An 18,321-nucleotide genomic window follows, 5' to 3' on the forward strand; every position below is an offset into this window, starting at 1 on the left:
ACGCCGGGCCCCCGGGCACCGGCCGCCGACCGCCGACCGCCGACCGCACGGGCACGAGACCGGGAGAGGCAACGGGAGTGGGAAGTCGGCCCGTCCGACGTCCCACTCCCGAACACCCCGGCCGGAGACCTCCCGGGCCGGGACGCCACGCCCCGTCACATCAGGCCGACGGCAGCGCCCCCAGCGCGTGCAGACCGGTCCGGCTGCCCCGGAAGACCGCCGAACCGGCCGCCGCCAGGAACACCCGGGTGTACTCCGTGTCCTCCCGCAGCCGCTGCGGCTCGTCGCGCCACCGCGCCCGGCCCGTCACCAGGTCGAACGCGAACAGCCGGTCGTCGTTCGTCCCCACGTACACCGTGCCGTCCGCGGCGGCCGCCGAACTCGTCCCGCGCCCCAGACCCCGGGGCACCTGCGCCGTCCACCGCGTCTCGCCCGTGGCCGCGTCCAACGCCACCAGCCGTTCCCCGCTCAGCAGGCACACCGCCCCGTCCGCGACCGACAACGGCCCCGACACCGGCAGCCGCCCGCGCTGCCACAGCACCCGGCCGGTGGCCGCGTCGAGCGCGAAGACGGTCGCCGAATCCACCGTCGGACCGTTCTGCAGGACGTGGACGACACCCCGCTCGACGACGGGCGGGGTACCGGTGCCGTCGACCGCCTCCTGCACCCACCGCCGCTCCCCGCTGCGCGCGTCGAACGCGAGCAGCCCCCCGTACCGGCCGCCCGCGAACACCGTCCCCCCGGCCAGCGCCGGCACCCCCGAGGCACCCGGATCGCTGCTCCAGCACAACCCCCCGCCCACCGCGTCGTAGCAGCGCAGCGACGTCCCGTGGGCCGCGAACACCCGGCCCCCGCCGACCACCGGCTCCTGCTGCCACGGGAACTCGTCCCAGTCCGGCGCCGCCGCCTCCCACCGCGGCTCACCCGACGCCGCGTCCAGGACCTGCACACCCGCCGTGGAGGCCACGCACACCACGCCGTCCCCCGCCGCCAGCGGCCACCCGCCCGAACTCGCCAGCTGCCACCCGTCCGGGCCGTCCGCGGGCGCCGCCGCCCCCACCACCCGGCTCCAGCGCACCGCACCGGTCGCCGGATCCAGCGCCCGCACCCTGCCGTCGTACCCCGACGCGAACAGCCCGTGCTGCGCCCCGGCGGCCAGTACGACCCGCCCGCCCAGGTCGGGCGAGGCCCACAGCCGCGGGCCGCGCACCTCGCCGCGGCTCGCCCACCAGCCGGTCCCGCCGGCCACGGCGAGCGCGCCGAGGCCCCCGGCGGCGCTCAGCAGCAGCCGGCGGCGGTTGATCGGGGGAGGAGTCGCGGCCGGTGTCGGATCGTTCTGCGGGGTATCGGAGTTCACACCGGTCCAGACTTCGTGCACGGACTCGTGGTTCCCGTCGGTCGGGCGGAGGCCGGAAGCCCCCGCGGGCAAGTGAAGCGGCGCAGGTGCCCGTCGGGCTCCCCGGTCCGGGACAACGGCCCCGGCCGGCAATCGGGTTCACTCCGCAGGGGCCGCCGGAAGGATTCACGGGCCGGGCGGTAAACGCCCCGGCCGGCGCACGCCACTTCCCGGCAGCCGCCTCAGGCACCCCGACCGGGGTCCGCCGAGGGCGGGACGCACCGGGAGGTACGCCGCCGTGATGGACCCCGTGACCCTGCTGCTGCTCGGGACCGCGCCCGCCGCGCTGAAGGTCGCCGACACCTACGCCCGGTGCCTGCTGCTGCGCGCCCGCGCCGAACTGGCCCGCGCCCAGGCGCAGACAGTGCGGACGGCGCAGACGGCGCAGGCCCCGGACGCCGGGGCGAACGGCGGTGGCGCGCAGTGAGCGGCTCGCCGCCGGAAAACCGGTGGGCCCGGCCGGGCGCGGTCTGCCACGATCGCCGGATGGGTGTGTTGGATGCGGTGGCGGCCAGGGTCGCGGGCGGGGCGACCGTCGAGTTCCGGCCGAGCGGTTCCTCGATGGTCCCCCTGATCCGCAGCCGGCAGCCGGTGCGCGTCGCCCCGGTGGACCCGGCGAAGCTGGAGACCGGGGACATCGTCCTGGCCAGGGTCGCCGGGACGGTCTACCTGCACCTGGTGTCGGCCCTCGACCCGGCCCGCAAACGGGTGCAGATCAGCAACAACCGGGGCCGGGTCAACGGCTGGACGAGCCACGACCGCGTGTTCGGCATCTGCGTCGCGGTCGACGGGACGCCCCGGGCCGGCGCCGAGGCCAAGACCGCCCGGGCCGAGATCGCCGGCGCCGGGACCGCCCGGGAGTGAGAGCGCCCTGAGCGCCCTGAGCGCCCGTCACTCCGACGCGGCCGCGGCCTCCCGCTCGCGGCGGCGCCGCTCGAAGCGGGCGGGCGCGTCCAGGATCCAGGCCCGGGCGGCACGGTCGGCCACCGCCCCCACCCGCCCGGCGCCCTCCACGCAGCGCGGATCGTCACGCTCGGCCAGCCCGAACACCGCCCAGATGCGGATGTCCTGCTCCTCGTCGTCCAGCGCGGCGGCCAGTGCGTCCCCGACCGCGGGCGACGGATCCTTGCGGTCGGCGAGCTGGTAAACGGCGTCCTCACGCACACCCGCGTCGGGGTCACGGGCCAGGCGCAGCATCGCGTCCAGCCCCTCGGGGGTGTACGTCCACCGCTCCAGGCCGCGCGAGGGCGTGCTCTCCAGCAGAGCCGCCACCCGGGCCCGCACCTGCGGGGCGGGGTGCCCGAGACGGGCGAGGCCGAGCGGCTGGATCCGGGGGTCCCTGAACGGGGCCAGGCCGCCCAGGACCTCGGCCAGGACGTCCGGGTGCTCCTCCGCGGCCCCCCAGTCGAGGAAGAGCTCCCGCGCGCGCTCCAGGAACGGGCTCCGCGTGCCGTGGCGGTAGCCCCCGAGGTGCAGCGAGGCCAGCACCTGCGCACCGAAGCGGCGGCGCAGCGGATCCGGGTGGGCGCGCAGCGCCGCCGCGGCCAGCCACGTCGCGTCGTCCTGCCGGCCCGCGAGGGTGCCGACGATCTGCAGCCAGGAGGCGTGCTCCCCGTCCGGATGCTCCAGTGCGCACGCCCGGCCGGCCAGCTCCCCGACACCGGGGCGCAGTCCGAGGTGCTCCTCCAGGAGGGTCAGCACGCCGGCATGGCCGTCGTGGACGGCCGACCCGCCGAGCCGCACCTCGTGGCACCAGCTCACCCCGTCCCGGTCCCGCACCCGGCCGTACTCCACCGGGCCCGAGGCCCCCGTCCGCTCCCGCAGCACCGCGACCGGCCCCCGCTCGTGCCACAGCCGGGCACGCGCCAGCAGTTCGGCACCGGCGGCCCCGTCCAGCGGCGCCCCACCGAGCACCTCGATCACGAGAGCGACCGAGCCGCTGTCGACCGCCCGCAGCAACGGCGTACTCCAGTCCGGCAGCCGGCGCAACGCGTCCGCACCGGCCTCCACCAGGTGACCGGCCGCCGAGGAGTCGAACGCCGCCACCGCCAGGCACAGCGCGGACACCCCCCGCCCGTCGACGGCCTCCGGATCGGCCCCGCCCGCCAGCAGCACCCGGACCGCATCGTCGTCCCCGCGGCGCACGGCCTCGATGACCGGATCCCCGCCCATGCTTCCCCCCACCTGCCACGACCCGCCACCCCACCGACCGGAAACCGCTTGCGGACCCGCCGCACGGCCTGACACCGTGCCCGTTCCCGAGACCCACACGAGGCCAGGATGACCATCTACTTCTACGGTGCCGACGAAGCCCCCCACGGCTGCTTCTCCAACTTCTCCGCCCACGGCTTCGAACTCGACGGCCACACCTGGCCGACCTCCGAACACTACTTCCAGGCTCAGAAGTTCACCGGCACCCGCCACGCCGACGTGATCCGCCGCGCCCGCACACCCCTGCGCGCCGCCGAGCTCGGCCGCGACCCCGCAAAGCCGCTGCGCCGGGACTGGGAGCGCGTCAAGGACGACGTGATGCGCCGGGCCGTCACCGCCAAGTTCCGCACCCACGCGGACATCCGCGCGATCCTGCTGGCCACCGCCGACGAGGAGATCGTCGAGGACACCACCACCGACCACTACTGGGGGCGCGGCCGGACCGGCACCGGCAAGAACATGCTCGGCCGGATCCTCATGCGCACCCGCACCCGGCTGCGCGCCGAAGCCTGAACAGCCGGCGCCCGCGGGCCCTGCGGATGATCTTCGACGGGGTAGGGTGAACGCACGGACGACGGGGGGCCGTTCGCACGCTGCCCGTGTGACTCCGCGCTTGACCCGCCGACGCCTGCCATGCCAGAGGTCCCTGCGGCGGGAGGAGCGGCCACGCGTGCCGCCGGCGCCGCAGCGGACCGGAAAGTGAGTCGTAAACAGATGCCACCGACGTTCGTACTGGTCCACGGAGCCTTCGCGAACTCCTTCTCCTTCGCACCCCTCCAGGCCGAACTCGGCCTCCTCGGACACCGCTCGGTCGCCGTCGACCTCCCGGGACACGGCTTCGCCGCGACCTACCCGCACGCCTACCAGGCACCGCAGGACCTCGCCGCCCTCGCCACCACGCCCGGCGCCATCAAAGGCGTCACCCTCGCCGACAACGCCGCACACCTCATCGCGGTACTGGAACGGGCCAAGCGCAACGGGCCCGTCGTCCTCGTCTCCCACAGCCGCGGCGGTATGACGGCCACGGTCGCCGCCAACCAGCGGCCCGACCTGATCGACCGCATCGTCTACGTCTCCGCCTGGTGCCCCGTCGACCTCGACGTCAGCGCCTACTACGCCGAACCCGAGATGGCCACGGTCGACGCCGCCGGCCTCGCCTCCGCGATGGTCGCCAACCCCGCCGAACTCGGCCTGCTGCGCTGCAACTTCCGCACCGCCGACCCCGGCGTCCTGGCGGCCTTCAAGGCGGCCTTCCTCGCCGACGGGACGGACGAGGAGTTCATGGTCTTCCTCAACACCTTCCAGCCCGACGAGAACCTCGACGCCGGCACGCCCGACGACCGGGCGCAGGCCGACAGCTGGGGGCGGATCCCCAGGACGTACGTCCGGCTGACCGAGGACACCAGCATCCCGCTCGCCATGCAGGACCGGATGATCCGCGAGGGCGACGCACTGACGCCGGAGAACCCCTACGACGTCCGCACCCTCGCCGGCAGCCACCTCAAGTGGCTGGTCGACCCGGCACCGGCAGCCCGGACGCTGGCGGACGTCGCCGCACTCCTGCCCGAAGCGTCCTGATCCGAACGGCACGAGGGTGAGTGGGAAGTCGGCGGGGCCGACTTCCCACTCCGGTGCGGTGCGGGGTGGTCAGCGGGCGTCGAACTCGCCGCTGCGCACGGCGGTGACGAAGGACCGCCAGGCGGCAGAGGAGAAAGCGAGGGCCGGGCCGGAGGGGTCCTTGGAGTCGCGCACGGGCATGGCACCGGAGATGCCGTCGGCGACCTCGATGCACTGACCGCCGTTTGGGCCGCTGTACGAACTCTTCCGCCAGGAAGCGGCGGTCAGGTCGACATCCACTCCAGGTCCCTCCTTACCGCACGGATGAAAGCCAGCGATTCAGCTTGGCCGAGGGCTTCGACCGCAAGCCGATCGTAGCTTTCGATGAGCGTGGCAACCGACTTGGAATCGCGGTCGATGTAGCCACGCTGTTCAATCTCGCCGTACGCGAGAATTTTGCGGTTCGGCATGGTAAGGAGTGTCGCCATGTGCGAGAACATCCGGTGCTCGCCCAAGGTGAACGGCGCCACCTGGATGACGATGTTGGGTCGAGCGGACAGCTGCTCAAGGTGGAGCAGCTGTCCGACCATGACATCGCGCCCGCCGACGAACCTCCTGAGGCAGCTCTCGTCCAACACCACGTGGACGAGTGGAGGAGGGGTCCGCTCCAGGACCTGTTGACGGGCCAGCCTGAAGGCGATGCGCTCCTCGGCCAGCTCCTGGGGTGTAGCGCCTTGCCTGACGGAACCCATCTGGAGCGCCGTCACGTACGCCCGGGTCTGCAGCAGTCCCGTGATGACGTCAACCTCGAAGATCCTGATCGTTTCGGCAAGGGCCTCGTATCGGGAGAACTCCGGGAAGCCCTCCAGGATCGCGGCGTTCTTCAGCTGATACCACATCAGCAGCAGCGTGCCGCCGGTACCGAGCGCTTCGTCCGCCAGTTCGGCGAGCTTGCGACTTGGCGGCCGGTGCGCAAGTTCGATGTACGAGAGGTGCGACGGGGAGCACTCCAGGAGCGGAGCCAGCTGCTCCAGCTTGAGGCCCCTTGCCTCTCGGAAGTTGCGAAGTTGGATTCCGAAGGGCGCCCAGGGGCTGGACTCCGGGTCAATCTTCTTCTTGTTCATGGCAGTCCTCAACTTCCGGCGACCCCGTAGGCAAGTCGCATGCCACTTCCCATGCTAGGTGCCGCCGGGCCACCATGTGCACAGAACGTGAAACTCCGATCGCAGAGGGTTCCAATCCCATGTCCGACGACAAGGTGCCCCGCCGCCTCCACGGCTACGGCGTCCGCTTCGACCCCGACGCCCAGTGCTACCGGGTCCGCAACGAGATCAGCGGCGAGTGGCTGCGCCAACCGACCGGTGAGCTCACCGGGTTCACCTTCTTCTCCGACGCCTACAGCGCCTGGCGCCTCTTCGAGGTCCACAAGCGACCGGGGGAGCGGTGACGGACTCCGTGCTCTCCCGTGCGACCGCCGAGCAGCGCCGGCAGGCCGCCGGCGTCCTGGACGACCTGACCACCGTCCTCGCCCTCGGCGGCGTCAAGCTGCCCTCGGTCGAGGTGGACTGGGAGTACGGCCGCCTCACCGGCAACTACCTGATCGACCTCGGCCCGGCCCGCCCGCCGGACCTGCTGCGCGTGGTCGACCTGCTCCGCAAGGGCCTGCGCTACGAGCGTCTCACGCATGACGACTGACCTCCTCGCCCGGTCCCTGTGGTGGGCCTGCTTCGCCGTCGTCCTCCTCGTCGTCCTCAGGAAGTGAACCCCCTCGATGCGTGATCCCCGTCTGCTCGCCAAGCCGCCCGTGTGCCGGCTCGGTTGCCACGTCCTGCTCCGCAACCAGCGCGGCGACGTCCTGCTCGTCGACCCGGACTACATGGACGGCTTGATCCTGCCCGGCGGCTCCGCCAAGCCCAACGAGCCCCCGCACCTGGCCGCCGCCCGGCACCTGCACGCCGAGACCGGCATCGTCGCCCGCCTCACCGACGTGACCACGGTCGACTTCACCCCCGCCGACCGTTACCTGGAACGCCTCAACCTGGTCTTCGACGGCGGCACCGTGCCCGACGACGTCCGCCTCACCGTCCCCCCGCAGAAGTGGAGCGGCCTGCACGGCGCGCGCTTCGTCCCCGCCAACGACATCCCCGCCCACATGGCTCCCGCTCAGGCCGCCCGCGTCTTGGAGGCGCTGGCCGGCCGCTCCCTGCCCGTCCTCCTCCACGGCCAGCGCGCCACCTGACAGCGCGCCACCTGACAAGCGCGCCCCCCGCAACCGGCACCCACAGCCGCCCGATCGGGTGACCCGGCGCCCGGTGCCCGCCCGGGTGTCCGGGCCTCCGGAGAGCGGGCGGATAGGTTCGGCGGGATCCGGCCTCCGCCGACCGCCGCATCCGCACCAGGGAGCGCCACCCGGCATGGACGTCCTCTTCATCACCAGCGTGGCGGCGGTCGTCGCCGACCCGCCGCTGAGCCGCCGGCTGTTCATCGACGCCCTCGGCCTGCCCCTGGAGGGCGAGGGCGACGGCTACTACTCCAGCGGGAGCGTCCCCGGCAGCAAGCACTTCGGCCTGTGGCCGCTCTCGCAGGCCGCCCGGGCGTGCTTCGGCACGGACCGGTGGCCCGCCGACCGCGTGGTCCCGCAGGCGTCGATCGAGTTCGAGGTGGCGAATCCGGAAGCCGTCGCGGCCGCCGGTGCCGAACTCCGGCGCGCGGGCTTCGAGCTGGTGCACGAGGCCCGCACCGAGCCGTGGGGCCAGACCGTGGCCAGGCTCCTCACCGCGGACGGCCTGATCGTCGGCATCTCGTACGCCCCCGCCCTGCACGACCCCGAGGACGACCGGCCCGCCGCGTGACGCGCCGTCCCAACCCCCCTACCGCGGACCCGCCTGCGGCCCCGCGTCCAGCACCGTCATCCGCCGCAGCGGCGACAGCGCGATCGGGATCCACACGCACGCCAGGCACCCGGCCGACACCGCCAGCGCCCAGCGCAGCCCGACCGCCTGCGCCAGCACCCCCGCCGACGCCGCGCCGAGCGCCACCGCCCCCGTGAACAGCACCCGCATCGTGCCGTTGACCCGGCCCAGCAGCCCGGCGGGCGTCACCTGCTGGCGGAAGGTCATCATCACCACCGAGTCGAACCCGACCTTCAGCATCACCAGCGCCCACCCCACGGCCGCCACCGGAGCCGGCACCGGCGCACCCAGCAGCGGCAGGCCGATGGCCAGCGGCGCGACGGCGACGCCGACGAGCAGCGCCGCCCGCCCAGCCCCGAGCCGCCCGGCCAGCCGCACCGCCGACACCGCGCCGACCAGCCCGCCCACCCCCCCGGCGCCGAGGAACGCCCCGAGCTGCGCCCCGCTCCACCCCAGTTCGGTCAGGGCCAGCACCGGCAGCAGCGTCGTCACCCCCGCCGTTCCGACGTTCACCAGGCACCCGGCGGCCACCACCGTGCGCAGCACCGGTTGGCGGGCCACGAACGCGACGCCCTCGGCCATCTCGCGCAGCAGGCGCCGCCGGGGCCCGGCGCCGCCCGGGTGCTCCGGCGTCGCCAGGGTGGCGAGCCGGCCCGCCGACCACAGGTAGCCGCCGGCCGTGACCAGCAGCACGGTCGGCGCGCTCAGTAGTCCGGCGGCCCACCCGGCCAGCGGCGGGCCGGCGATCAGCGCGGTCTGGGTGATCGTCGCCAGCCGGGCGTTGGTGCCCGCGAGCAGGGCGCCGGGGGCCAGGTCCTTCACGTGGCTCTGGGCGGCCAGGTCGAAGAAGACCGTCGCCACCCCCAGCACCGTCACCACGGCGAGCAGGTGGACCGTCGTCAGGTGCCCGGCCCACGCGGCCGCCGGGACGGTCAGCAGCGCGCCCGCCCGTACCAGGTCCGCGCCGATCATCACCGGCCGGCGCCGCACCCGGTCCAGCCACGCCCCCACGGGCAGCCCGAGGACCACGAACGGCAGCGTCAGCGCCGTCTTCACCAGCGAGGTGCCGCCCGCACCGGTGTGCAGCACGGTGACCGCCGTCAACGGCAGGGCCACCTGGCCGAGCTGGGCACCCCACAGCGCCACCCCGGACGCGGAGAGGTAGCGCCGGCGGTCCTGCGGCAGTTCGATGGCCCGGGTGGCAGTGGCAGTGGCAGTGGCAGTGTCAGCGGCAGTCGTCATGGCGGGCAGCGTGCGCCGGCCGTACCGGGCGGCTCAACGGATTCACGCTAGGGTGAATCCTCGTGCCGCCCCGCAACGCGCCCGCCCTCACCCTCGCCCTGGCCGCCGCCGACCTGGGCGCACTGCGCTGGGCCATCTCACCGTCCTGGGAACTGCTCGCCTCCGTACGGACGTTGACCCGGCCGGCCGGACACGCGATCCACCTGCCGTGGGTGTCGCAGCACCGCCGCGACACGCTGCTCACCGACCCCGCATCGGCGGCCGCCCGCGACCTCACCGCCGGCCCGAAGCGCCACCTGCCGGGCTTCCTGGCGCCCACCCCGCTCTCCCCGCTGACCGGCCTCGACGAGGAACTCGACGAGGTGCGCCGCACCCCTGCCGCCGTCGTCCGCCGCGACCTGGCGGCCGTGTTCGGCGCCGAACTGCCGGACAGCCTCCAGCCGTTGCGGCGCGCGCCGCGGCGCGGGACGGCGGCGGTCGTCGCCGGCCTGCACGGCTACTGGCAGCGGGCCCTCGCCCCGGCCTGGCCGCGGATCCGGGCCCTGCTGGAGTCCGACATCCACTACCGGGCGCGCACCCTCACCGAGCGCGGGCCCGCCGCGATGTTCGCCGACATCCACCCCGATCTCTCCTACGACCAGGCCGGCGCCACGCTGCGGATCGCCAACCGGACCTCCGGCCCGCCCGGCTCCCGGCGCTCGCTGGACGGGCGCGGGCTGGTCCTGGTGCCGTCGGCGTTCGCCTGGCCCCGGCTGTACGTGAAGACCGCCGAGCCGTGGGTGCCCGTCATCCGCTACCCGGTGCGGGGCATCGGCACCCTGTGGGAGCCGGGCCCCGACACCGCCGACCTCGCCCCGGCCCTCGGCGCCACCCGCGCCCTGCTCCTCGGCCTGCTGGAGACCCCGGCGAGCACCCTCGAACTCGCCCACCGCACCGGCCTGGCCGCCGGCGGCGTCTCCGCCCAGCTGCACAGACTCGCCGCCGCCGGCCTCGTCGCACCCCATCGCACCGGACGCGTCGTGCTCTACGCCCGCACGAGCCGCGGCGAGGCGCTCTACCGCTGAAGCGGGCAGGACCGCGCCGGCGCCGGGGCCTCGGCAGGGCCGCCTCGGCCCCGGCCCGAGAAGCCGGGCCGGGTGAAGCGGTCTTGTCCGCGGCGGGGACAGCGGGTCCAATGACCGGTATGGAAGCGAGCGAAGTCGTCCTGATGACCGATCACAGCTCCACCGAGGGAAGCCGCGACACGCTCGTCGCCGCTACCCGCCTGCTCACCGGCCGCGATCCCGTCCTGCTGGACGCGCGGCACTTCACCCCGGGCGGCAGCGGCCGGATCCACGCGGACGGCGGGGAGTTGCGGCTGGAGGCCGACGGGGCGAGCGTGACCACCGACGGCGTGCTGGTCTACGAGATCCCGCCGCACCGGCGCCGGGACTTCGAACACACCCAGCACCGGCTGCGCGAGGCCGGCGCCCGGTCCCTGGGCACGGACGCCGCGGCCTGGCGGGCAGCGACCGAGAAGGACCGCACCGTCGAGTGCTTCACCCGCGACGGCATCGCCCACATGCCGACCGTCACCCTCACCCGGCCCGGCACCCGGGAGGCAGCGGAGGCGTTCGAGCGGCTGGGCCGCGACGTCTGGGCCCGTCCGACGGTCGGCATGGGCGGCACCGACGTCTTCCACATCACCACCCACGCCCAACTCGCCGCCGCCGCACACCACTACGCCCGGGCGGGCACCGGCTGGCTGATCGCCCGCGACGCCGGGAACTTCGGGCCGGACGGGCAGCGCCACCAGTACCGCGTCGTGGTGCTCGGCGGGCAGGTCCTGCGTGCGGTCGAGCACGTCCAGCCGGACCCCGACGAACCGTGCAACGAGAGCCGCGGCGCCGTCTCCACCCGCATGGATCCCGGCGACCTGCCCACCGGCCTGGCCGACCTGGCCGTGTCGGCGGCCAAGTCGCTCGGCCTGCCGTTCGCCGGAGTGGACCTCGCCGCGGAGAACGGCGGCGTCGTCTTCGAGGTCAACGTCCACCCGGCGTTCGGCACGGACCGCGGGCTGGAGACCGTCGCCGTTCCCTACGTCGCCGCCCACCTGGCCCCGGCCCGGCCGTGAGCCCGTGACCGGACCCGGTTCGTACGGCCCGAACGCGGGTACCCACCACGGCCGTCGCTCACCCGCGAGGGCCGTCGCCCACCCGCGAGGGCCGTCGCTCACCCGTGCGCTGCGGCCCCGGCGCACAGGGCGTGGTCGACCAGGTCCCCGGCCGCCTTCTCCTGCTCCCGGCTGTGCGCCTCGGTGTCGCCGCGCGCCTCCGACATGGAGACCACGACGCTGCGCCGGCCGTCCTCGGTGACGCCGTTGAGGGTGATGTAGCCGCCGTCCCCGCCCTCGTGGCTCCAGTACGTCCCCCCGCAGGTGAGGGGGCGTGAGACCAGGCCGAGCCCGTACCGGCCGCCGAGCAGCCGCTCCTGGACCTCCGGGCTCTCCTCGGTCGGCTGCTTCATCTCGGCCAGCTGCCGGGCCGGCAGCAGCCGGCCCGAGAGCAGCGCACGGAAGAAGGCGTTCTCGTCCCGCGTGGTGGTGACCCACGACAGCTCGGTGGACACCGGCACCTGCACGGTGACGTCCTTCTCGGCGCCGGGGCCGTAGAACTGGTAGGCCTGCGCGTGCGGTCGGGGAAGGGTGGGGGTGGCGCCCGTCCACCGGGTGTGGTCCAGGCCCAGCGGGCGCAGGACGCGGTCCTCGATCTCCTGGTGGGAGGAGCGGCCGGTGGCCTGCCGGATGATCATGCCGAGCAGGACGTAGCCGGTGTTGGAGTAGCTCCAGCCCTGGGTGGGCTCCTGGGCCATGGCGCGCTCGACCAGTTCCTCGGAGCTGTGGACGTCGAAGCGCTGCTCGTCGTACTCCTGCGCCGTGTTGTAGCCGGGCAGGCCGGCGTCGGAGATGCCGGCGGTGTGCCGCAGCAGTTGGCGGACGGTGATCCGGTGGGGGTCGTAGTCCTTGCCCCACGCCACGTCCGGCAGCCACCGGTCGACCGTGTCGTCCAGGGACAGCCGGCCCTCGGCCTCCAACTGCAGGACCACGGTGGCGATCAGGGTCTTGGACGTGCTGGCCATCCGGAACCAGCCGTCGGGGTCGACCGGGCGCCCGGTGTGCAGGTCGGCGGTGCCGCTGGTGGCGACCGACGACCGGCCGTCCGGCCCGACCGCGCGGGCCTGCACGCCGCTGATGCCGAGCGCGTGGATCGCCTCCGCGTCCCGGCTCAACTGCTGTGCGGGGGAGGGACTTTCGGGCCGGGCGACGGCCGGGGTCGCGGCGCCGGCGGCGAGCAGCACGGCGGCACCGGCCGCCACGGCGAGGCGCTTTCGCAGATTCGATGTCCTGTGCGGAGTCATGGTCGGACGCTAACCAGCTCCGGCCGCCGCCGGTGCGTTCTCGGGTTCACCTCAGGGAGGATTGGGGGGAAGGCCCAGCGGCGAAGCCGCACGTTCCGTGTCCCGTAGGGGACATGGGGGTCCTTCACGGGTGAGCATGGGCAGGACCTCGTGCCCGACGGCGGCGCGCCGCCAACTCTGCGGATCCACGGTCGAGTTCCATGGGTGGCGGCGGCGGGCACGTCCCCACTCACGCCCTCGAAGGGATTCCCGATGACCCAGTGGTTCACGAGCTCGTACTGCGACGACAAGGAGTTCGCATGCGTGGAGATCCGCCGTGCGCCTGGAACGGTGACCGTGCGCGATTCGAAGGATCCCGACGGGCCGGTGCTCACGTTCCCGGGTGAGAGCTGGGCAGGCTTCCTCGGCATGCTGAAGAGCGAGGCGTAAGGCGCCCCGGGCCCGGGAGGCGGGGCCGGGGCGCTCGGGGCCGCGGGTCAGGGGGTGGTGCAGACGGCGGTCGCGCGGATCGACTCGTCCACCGTGTTGGTGTTGGTGCCGCGCACGACCCAGGCGCTGCCGCTCGGGTAGGAGTCGGTGAAGAAGATCTTGAAGGCGCTGGTCTGGCCGCCGCCGCCGGTGGGCACCTGGCCGGACGGACAGGTGACCGTGGCCACCCCGTTGGCGCCCGGGTGCACGACGACCCAGTCGCCGAAGAGCTGCGCGTGCGCGGCCAGCATCGAGGGGTCGGAGGCGGCCGCGTTGCCGGGGACGGTGACGGTCGGCTTCATGGCGGGCTTGTCGTCGGCGGCGGCGCTCGCGGCGCTGCCGGCCAGGAGGCCGACGACGGCGAGGGCGGTCAGGGCGAGGGGCTTCATACGGGACTCCTGAGAGATCGGGTTCCGGTTCCGGTCGACGCGGGGCGGCTCCCCGCGTCACACCCGATCCGTACCCGAACGACTCGGTCGGCCGCGGGAGGGCACGCCGGGCTACTCGGGAGGAGGAACACCGGCGCTCGGCCGGGCTAGCAGGCCGCTCGGCGCCGTACCGGGCCGCGGAGAGCGGGAAGTCGGCCGGTCCGACTTCCTGCTCCACGGCCTCTCCACAACTCCCGCTCCCGCTACCGCTACCGCCGTCGCTCCTGCGGCCGCAGGCCGAGGTCGGAGACCTCCCCGAGGTGGGCGAGCTTGTCGGGGTTGGACACCGAGTGGAACGCCCGGACGGCGCCGTCCGCGATGTCGAGCGCGATGACACCGGCGACGCGCCCCCGGGCGTCCAGCAGGACGGCGCCGGGCCGGCCGTTGACCCGGGCGTACCGCCGGGAGATGCCGAGCGTGCGGTTGCGGTCGAAGCCGAACAGCAGCAGTCGGGCGACGCGCTGCAGGCCGCTGACGGACCTGCCGACCGCCCGGGCCTTGCCGCCGCCGTCGCCGTGGAAGACGACGTCGGGCGCGAGCAGGTCGAGCAGCGCCTCCAGGTCGCCGCCCTCGGTGGCCGCGAAGAAGCGGCGGGCGAGTTCGTCGCCCTCCGCGCGCCGCGCCGCAGTGGGCTCCGCGCCCGGACCCGGACCCGGACCCGGGGCGGGGGCCGGGGCCGGGGCCAGGTGCCGGCGGGCCCGGGCGAAGATCTGGCGGCAGTTCGCCTCGGACTTGCCGGTCATCTCCGCCACCTCCGGGTACCCGTACCCGAAGGCCTCGCGCAGCAGGAACACCGCCCGCTCGGCGGGAGAGAGGGACTCCAGCATCAGCAGGAAGGCCATCGACAGCGCGTCGGCCAGCTCGGCGTGTTCGGCCGGGCCGCCCGGGCGGTCGGCGAAGGCGACCACCGGCTCGGGCAGCCACTCGCCGACGTAGCTCTCGCGCCGCACCCGGGCCGACTTCAGGTGGTTGATGCCCAGGCGGGTGACCGTGGTGGTCAGGTACGCCTTCGGATCGGTGACGGCCGTGCCGGCCCGGTCGGCGCGGGTCAGGCCCAGGAAGGTGTCCTGGACGAGGTCCTCGGCGTCGCCGACCGAGCCCGTCATTCCGTAGGCGATGGAGAACAGCAGCGGACGGTACCCGACCGCCTCCGCGACCCCCGCACCCGCCGCCTCCGCGACGCCCGCGACGCCCTCCGCCGCACGTGCCGCGCCCGTCGTCCCTGCCGGTCCCGCCATGGATCCCCCTCCCCGGCGCCCGTCCCGTCCCGGGTGGCGCACGTCACATCCGGGCCCTGTCACAGCCCGGACGGCTGCCCTGTCTCAGAGGGCAGCAACGGACAACGTACCGAGGAGCACACCATGGAAGCCCGTCTGAGCCCCTTCGCCAGCCCGATCATGGGCAAGGTCTACAAGCACTTCATCGCCGCGAGCCAGGCCGTCACCGACGAGGTCCTGCCGTACGCCACCCAGGAGTTGGTGCGGCTGCGGGTCAGCCAGATCAACGGCTGCGGCGCCTGCGTCGACATGCACGTCAAGGAGGCCCTCCACGCCGGGGAGGACCCGACGCGCCTGAGCCTGGTCGCCGTCTGGCGGGAGGCGGCGGTGTTCACGGACGCCGAGCGGGCCGCCCTGGAGCTGGCCGAGCAGGGCACCCGCCTCGCCGACGCGGCCGGCGGGGTCGGCGACGAGGTGTGGGAGAACGCCGCGAAGCACTACGACGAGGAGCAGCTCGCGGCGCTGGTGTGCGTGATCGCGATCATCAACGCCTTCAACCGTGGCAACGTGATGACCCGTCAGCCCGGCGGCGGCTACGAGGTCGGCAAGTACCACCTCTGAGCCGTGGTGTGGTGCGGGTCACGCCGCGGGCTCCCGCGGGGCTGTCACGGGGAGCCCGGTGCCGCGCTCTTGAGGGGGACAGCGGAACACCGGACAAGGAGTACACCGTGGAACCCCGACCGGACGCCCCCGCCAACCCCGTCATCGGCAAGGTCGAGGCGACGGTGTTCACCGACGCCGAGCGGGCCGCCCCGGAGCCGGCCCAGCAGGCCGCCCGCATCGCCGGCGCCGGCGGGGCGCGGGGCTCCTTTCACCCGCACGGGTGAACCTCACCGGCCCGAACCGGCCAACGGGCGGTCGGCGCGGGCCGGTTGCGGGGTCGGGCCTGCCACGATCCTCGCGTCGCGTCCGTACGGCGAGGGCCCGTGCGGGGGAGAGGGAGAAGCCCATGTCCGAGGAAATGCCGCGGCGGATCGTCGTGGTCCGCCACGCCAAGGCCGAGCATCCCGACGGTGTGGAGGACCACGAGCGTCCCCTCGCCGAGCGGGGCCGCCGGGACGCCCCGGCGCTCGGCCGCTGGATCGCCGGTGCCGGCCTCACCCCCGACCTCGCGCTCGTCTCCACCGCCCTGCGGACCCGCCAGACCTGGCAGCTCGCGGCCGCCGAGCTGCCGGCCCGGCCCAGGACCGTCTTCGAGGAGCGCCTGTACGGGGCGGGCGCCGGGGAGATCGTCGCCGTCCTCAACGAGACGCCCGACACGGTCCAGGACCTGGTCGTGGTCGGCCACAACCCCGCCGTCCACGCCCTGGCCGATGCCCTGGCGGGCGAGGCCGAGGGCGACCTGTCGGCACGGATGGACGGCAGCGGCTTCCCGACGGCGGCAGCCGCGGTGCTGACGTTCCAGGGCGACTGGAAGAGCGTCGAGCCCGGCGTCGCGAGGCTGGTCGCCTACTGGACGCCCCGCTCCTGAGCGCCCGGGCCGCAGCGCTGCCCGCCACGGCCTGCCCGCCACGGCGCCGCCCGCCGTGACCCGGCCGCCGCCACACCGTCACCACGACTCCGGAGGACCAGACGACACGCATCAGCCGCGAGACCGTCCTGAGGACGGCGACCTTCTGGCTGCGCCCGGCGTTCGCCCTGCGCGTGTTCAGCCGGTTCCAGCGGCTCGTGGGCTTCGACCGCTCGATGGCCCTGTCCTCCGCCGCCCTGACCGCCCTGGTGCCGCTCGCCCTCCTCTTCAGCTCCCTCGTGTCCCGCCTGGGCGGCGGCAAGGACATCGCCGACCGCGTCATCGACCGCTACGGCCTCACCGGGGACGGCGCCGAAGCCGTACGCGACATGCTCACCGCGTCCGGCGACTGGACCAGCGTGGGGCTCTTCGGGGTCGCCTTCCTCCTCGTGTCGGTGCTGAGTTTCGCGCGCGCCGCCCAGCGGCTCTTCGAACAGGGCTGGGAGCTGCCGCCGTTGAGCGTCCGCAACACGGTGAACGGCCTGAAGTGGATCGCGCTGCTGGCCGCCTACGCCGCCCTGACCGGCCTGGTCCACGCCACTCTGGGCCGCAGACCGCTGGAGCTGGCGGCGGCGGTCGTGGACGCGCCGCTGACGGCGGCCTTCCTCGTCTGGGGCGGCCGGCTCCTGTCCGCCGCCCGGATCCCCTGGCGCGACCTCGTGCCGTTCGGGGCCGTCGGGGCCCTCCTGCTGACCGGCTACTCGGTGGCCATGAGCGTCTACCTGCCCCACCTCTTCAACTCCTACACGAACCGCTACGGCGCGATCGGGGCGGTCTTCGCCATGCTCTCCGCGCTGTTCGGGGCCATGCTCGCGACCGTCGCCTCGGCAGCGCTCGGCAAGGAGGTGCAGGACGAACTCGACCGGATCGGCCGCGGCGAGCGCCCGCCGGACAACGAGGTCCGCCAGCAGTGGGACACGGTGCTCCGGCAGGCCCGCTCGCGCTGGCAGACCACCCGCGGCCAGAGCGTCCTGGGCCGCCTGGGGAGGAGGCACTGACCGGCGGCTTCTCCGGGCGGCTTTCCCCCGTTCAGCCCAGCAGCGCCGCCACCGCTCCCGGTGTCCAGTGCCCGGCCGCGCCGGGGCGGGTGGCGAGGTAGCCCGCGGTGCGCCACGGCCCCCAGGCGTGGGATTCGGCCAGCCCCGCGCCCAGGGTCCGCAGGTACGCGGCGGCGGGGGCGTTGAGCTCGGCGCCGGCCGCGCCCCAGGGGGCGGTGAAGGTGAGCAGCGGGTGCCCGTCCAGGTCGCCGACGTGCAGCAGGGTCTCGTAGCGGCCGGGGCCCAGGGCGGTGCGCCCCTCGGCGAGCACCCGGGTGAGGTCGAGGTCGGCGCCGGGGGAGCGGCGCATCTCCTGGGCGGCGACGTCGCTGAACTGTCCGACCGTCAGAAGATAGGCCCGGCAGGGCACTTCGCCGCGCACGGACGGGTCGTAGAAGGCCGAGCCGCCGCCCCAGGTCAGCGACCGGCCGGCGAAGTACAGGGTGCCCGGCAGTGCGGTCGCGACCGCCCGGCGCGCGGGGCTGCGGTCGCGGCAGCCGGGGTAGGTGTGCGCTCCGCCGTTCGGGCGGCCTCCGCGCAGGTAGCAGGCGAGGCGCGTGGCGTGCAGGTTCGAGCCGTACGCCACGTACCAGACGAGGACCGCGCCGTTCCGGCCGACCGGGGCCCGCCAGGCGGCGCCGCTCCACGGCTCCCTCACAGGAAGGGCCCGCCGTGAGGGCCGCGGGCGTCGTTCACACGGATGTGCGAACCGGGTGAACGGGGCGGCGATCCGACCAAAACCCCCCGATTCGGTGGTAACCCTCTCATCACCGGTACCGTGCCGGGCGCCATGGTGTTCATCACTCTGCCCTCTCCCGTCCCGCCGCCGCACCCTCCGGCGGCTACCCTGCACCAGCGAAAACGCCCAGAAAACCCCGAAACGACAT

General features: G+C 74.3%; 24 protein-coding genes. 15 read left to right on the forward strand and 9 right to left on the reverse strand.

Annotation, left to right across the window (positions count from 1 at the left end; all coding sequences use genetic code 11):
* Positions 1-160: 160 nt before the first annotated feature.
* On the reverse strand, positions 161-1,357 hold the full coding sequence (locus ACIGG8_RS37895; protein WP_396553153.1) for a PQQ-binding-like beta-propeller repeat protein: 1,197 nt from the start codon (positions 1,355-1,357) through the stop codon (positions 161-163).
* 280 nt (positions 1,358-1,637) lie between these two features.
* On the opposite strand from ACIGG8_RS37895, the gene ACIGG8_RS37900 reads away from it, so the two are divergent.
* Together ACIGG8_RS37900 and ACIGG8_RS37905 are read left to right on the forward strand one after the other, a co-directional pair.
* The gene (locus ACIGG8_RS37900; protein WP_396553154.1) at positions 1,638-1,823 is read left to right on the forward strand and encodes a hypothetical protein; all 186 of its coding nucleotides are present in this window, start codon (positions 1,638-1,640) and stop codon (positions 1,821-1,823) included.
* Positions 1,824-1,882: 59 nt separating this feature from the next.
* Complete coding sequence (locus ACIGG8_RS37905) at positions 1,883-2,260, forward strand: S26 family signal peptidase (protein WP_396553155.1); 378 nt, start codon at positions 1,883-1,885, stop codon at positions 2,258-2,260.
* A 27-nt stretch (positions 2,261-2,287) separates the two neighbouring features.
* Here the strand turns inward: ACIGG8_RS37905 and ACIGG8_RS37910 are convergent, their stop codons facing one another.
* Positions 2,288-3,568: a HEAT repeat domain-containing protein gene (locus ACIGG8_RS37910; protein ID WP_396553156.1), complete on the reverse strand. Its 1,281-nt coding sequence runs from the start codon at positions 3,566-3,568 to the stop codon at positions 2,288-2,290.
* A 108-nt stretch (positions 3,569-3,676) separates the two neighbouring features.
* On the opposite strand from ACIGG8_RS37910, the gene ACIGG8_RS37915 reads away from it, so the two are divergent.
* Both ACIGG8_RS37915 and ACIGG8_RS37920 read left to right on the forward strand, forming a co-directional pair.
* Positions 3,677-4,120: an NADAR family protein gene (locus ACIGG8_RS37915; RefSeq protein WP_396553157.1), complete on the forward strand. Its 444-nt coding sequence runs from the start codon at positions 3,677-3,679 to the stop codon at positions 4,118-4,120.
* 201 nt (positions 4,121-4,321) lie between these two features.
* Complete coding sequence (locus ACIGG8_RS37920) at positions 4,322-5,185, forward strand: alpha/beta fold hydrolase (RefSeq protein WP_396553158.1); 864 nt, start codon at positions 4,322-4,324, stop codon at positions 5,183-5,185.
* Between the two features lie 69 nt (positions 5,186-5,254).
* Here ACIGG8_RS37920 and ACIGG8_RS37925 read toward each other — a convergent pair whose 3' ends face one another.
* Both ACIGG8_RS37925 and ACIGG8_RS37930 read right to left on the reverse strand, forming a co-directional pair.
* Positions 5,255-5,464 carry a DUF397 domain-containing protein gene (locus ACIGG8_RS37925; protein WP_396553159.1) on the reverse strand — a complete coding sequence of 70 codons (210 nt, stop codon included), beginning with the start codon at positions 5,462-5,464 and terminating at the stop codon, positions 5,255-5,257.
* Positions 5,449-6,288, reverse strand: a complete 840-nt coding sequence (locus ACIGG8_RS37930) for a helix-turn-helix domain-containing protein (protein WP_396553160.1) — start codon at positions 6,286-6,288, stop codon at positions 5,449-5,451. Before ACIGG8_RS37930 ends, ACIGG8_RS37925 begins: the two co-directional genes overlap by 16 nt.
* Before the next feature lie 119 nt (positions 6,289-6,407).
* On the opposite strand from ACIGG8_RS37930, the gene ACIGG8_RS37935 reads away from it, so the two are divergent.
* From ACIGG8_RS37935 to ACIGG8_RS37950, 4 genes are all read left to right on the forward strand, one after another.
* Positions 6,408-6,611 carry a hypothetical protein gene (locus tag ACIGG8_RS37935; RefSeq protein WP_350519425.1) on the forward strand — a complete coding sequence of 68 codons (204 nt, stop codon included), beginning with the start codon at positions 6,408-6,410 and terminating at the stop codon, positions 6,609-6,611.
* Positions 6,608-6,859 carry a hypothetical protein gene (locus ACIGG8_RS37940; RefSeq protein WP_396553161.1) on the forward strand — a complete coding sequence of 84 codons (252 nt, stop codon included), beginning with the start codon at positions 6,608-6,610 and terminating at the stop codon, positions 6,857-6,859. Before ACIGG8_RS37935 ends, ACIGG8_RS37940 begins: the two co-directional genes overlap by 4 nt.
* A gap of 76 nt (positions 6,860-6,935) precedes the next feature.
* Positions 6,936-7,403 carry an NUDIX domain-containing protein gene (locus ACIGG8_RS37945; protein WP_396553162.1) on the forward strand — a complete coding sequence of 156 codons (468 nt, stop codon included), beginning with the start codon at positions 6,936-6,938 and terminating at the stop codon, positions 7,401-7,403.
* Between the two features lie 175 nt (positions 7,404-7,578).
* Positions 7,579-8,016 (forward strand): VOC family protein, encoded by a 438-nt coding sequence (locus ACIGG8_RS37950; protein WP_396553163.1) that lies wholly within the window; start codon positions 7,579-7,581, stop codon positions 8,014-8,016.
* 18 nt (positions 8,017-8,034) lie between these two features.
* Here the strand turns inward: ACIGG8_RS37950 and ACIGG8_RS37955 are convergent, their stop codons facing one another.
* A complete protein-coding gene (locus tag ACIGG8_RS37955) occupies positions 8,035-9,318 on the reverse strand; it encodes an MFS transporter (protein ID WP_396553164.1) in 1,284 nt (427 codons plus the stop codon).
* Between the two features lie 62 nt (positions 9,319-9,380).
* Here ACIGG8_RS37955 and ACIGG8_RS37960 point away from each other — a divergent pair, with 62 nt between their 5' ends.
* Both ACIGG8_RS37960 and ACIGG8_RS37965 read left to right on the forward strand, forming a co-directional pair.
* Positions 9,381-10,382 (forward strand): DUF5937 family protein, encoded by a 1,002-nt coding sequence (locus ACIGG8_RS37960; protein WP_396553165.1) that lies wholly within the window; start codon positions 9,381-9,383, stop codon positions 10,380-10,382.
* Positions 10,383-10,501: 119 nt separating this feature from the next.
* Positions 10,502-11,431 carry a RimK family alpha-L-glutamate ligase gene (locus tag ACIGG8_RS37965; protein WP_396553166.1) on the forward strand — a complete coding sequence of 310 codons (930 nt, stop codon included), beginning with the start codon at positions 10,502-10,504 and terminating at the stop codon, positions 11,429-11,431.
* Positions 11,432-11,529: 98 nt separating this feature from the next.
* On the opposite strand, the gene ACIGG8_RS37970 is transcribed toward ACIGG8_RS37965, so the two are convergent.
* The gene (locus tag ACIGG8_RS37970) at positions 11,530-12,714 is read right to left on the reverse strand and encodes a serine hydrolase domain-containing protein (protein WP_396553167.1); all 1,185 of its coding nucleotides are present in this window, start codon (positions 12,712-12,714) and stop codon (positions 11,530-11,532) included.
* 252 nt (positions 12,715-12,966) lie between these two features.
* Between ACIGG8_RS37970 and ACIGG8_RS37975 the strand changes: the two genes are divergently transcribed.
* Positions 12,967-13,143 (forward strand): DUF397 domain-containing protein, encoded by a 177-nt coding sequence (locus ACIGG8_RS37975; RefSeq protein WP_396553168.1) that lies wholly within the window; start codon positions 12,967-12,969, stop codon positions 13,141-13,143.
* A gap of 47 nt (positions 13,144-13,190) precedes the next feature.
* Here the strand turns inward: ACIGG8_RS37975 and ACIGG8_RS37980 are convergent, their stop codons facing one another.
* Positions 13,191-13,571, reverse strand: a complete 381-nt coding sequence (locus ACIGG8_RS37980) for a hypothetical protein (RefSeq protein WP_350519434.1) — start codon at positions 13,569-13,571, stop codon at positions 13,191-13,193.
* 248 nt (positions 13,572-13,819) lie between these two features.
* Positions 13,820-14,716 (reverse strand): RNA polymerase sigma factor SigJ, encoded by an 897-nt coding sequence (sigJ, locus tag ACIGG8_RS37985; RefSeq protein ID WP_396553186.1) that lies wholly within the window; start codon positions 14,714-14,716, stop codon positions 13,820-13,822.
* Positions 14,717-14,971: 255 nt separating this feature from the next.
* Here sigJ and ACIGG8_RS37990 point away from each other — a divergent pair, with 255 nt between their 5' ends.
* From ACIGG8_RS37990 to ACIGG8_RS38005, 4 genes are all read left to right on the forward strand, one after another.
* Positions 14,972-15,448: a carboxymuconolactone decarboxylase family protein gene (locus ACIGG8_RS37990; RefSeq protein WP_396553169.1), complete on the forward strand. Its 477-nt coding sequence runs from the start codon at positions 14,972-14,974 to the stop codon at positions 15,446-15,448.
* 107 nt (positions 15,449-15,555) lie between these two features.
* Positions 15,556-15,714, forward strand: coding sequence for a hypothetical protein (locus ACIGG8_RS37995; protein ID WP_396553170.1), 159 nt, complete (start codon positions 15,556-15,558; stop codon positions 15,712-15,714).
* A gap of 122 nt (positions 15,715-15,836) precedes the next feature.
* On the forward strand, positions 15,837-16,358 hold the full coding sequence (locus ACIGG8_RS38000; protein ID WP_396553171.1) for a SixA phosphatase family protein: 522 nt from the start codon (positions 15,837-15,839) through the stop codon (positions 16,356-16,358).
* Between the two features lie 173 nt (positions 16,359-16,531).
* Entirely contained in the window at positions 16,532-17,395 is an 864-nt protein-coding gene (locus ACIGG8_RS38005; protein ID WP_396553172.1) for a YhjD/YihY/BrkB family envelope integrity protein, read from the forward strand.
* 31 nt (positions 17,396-17,426) lie between these two features.
* Here the strand turns inward: ACIGG8_RS38005 and ACIGG8_RS38010 are convergent, their stop codons facing one another.
* The gene (locus tag ACIGG8_RS38010) at positions 17,427-18,092 is read right to left on the reverse strand and encodes a histone deacetylase (protein WP_396553173.1); all 666 of its coding nucleotides are present in this window, start codon (positions 18,090-18,092) and stop codon (positions 17,427-17,429) included.
* Positions 18,093-18,321: the final 229 nt, after the last annotated feature.

Source organism: Kitasatospora sp. NPDC085464, from assembly GCF_044541955.1.
Taxonomy (GTDB): Bacteria; Actinomycetota; Actinomycetes; order Streptomycetales; family Streptomycetaceae; genus Kitasatospora.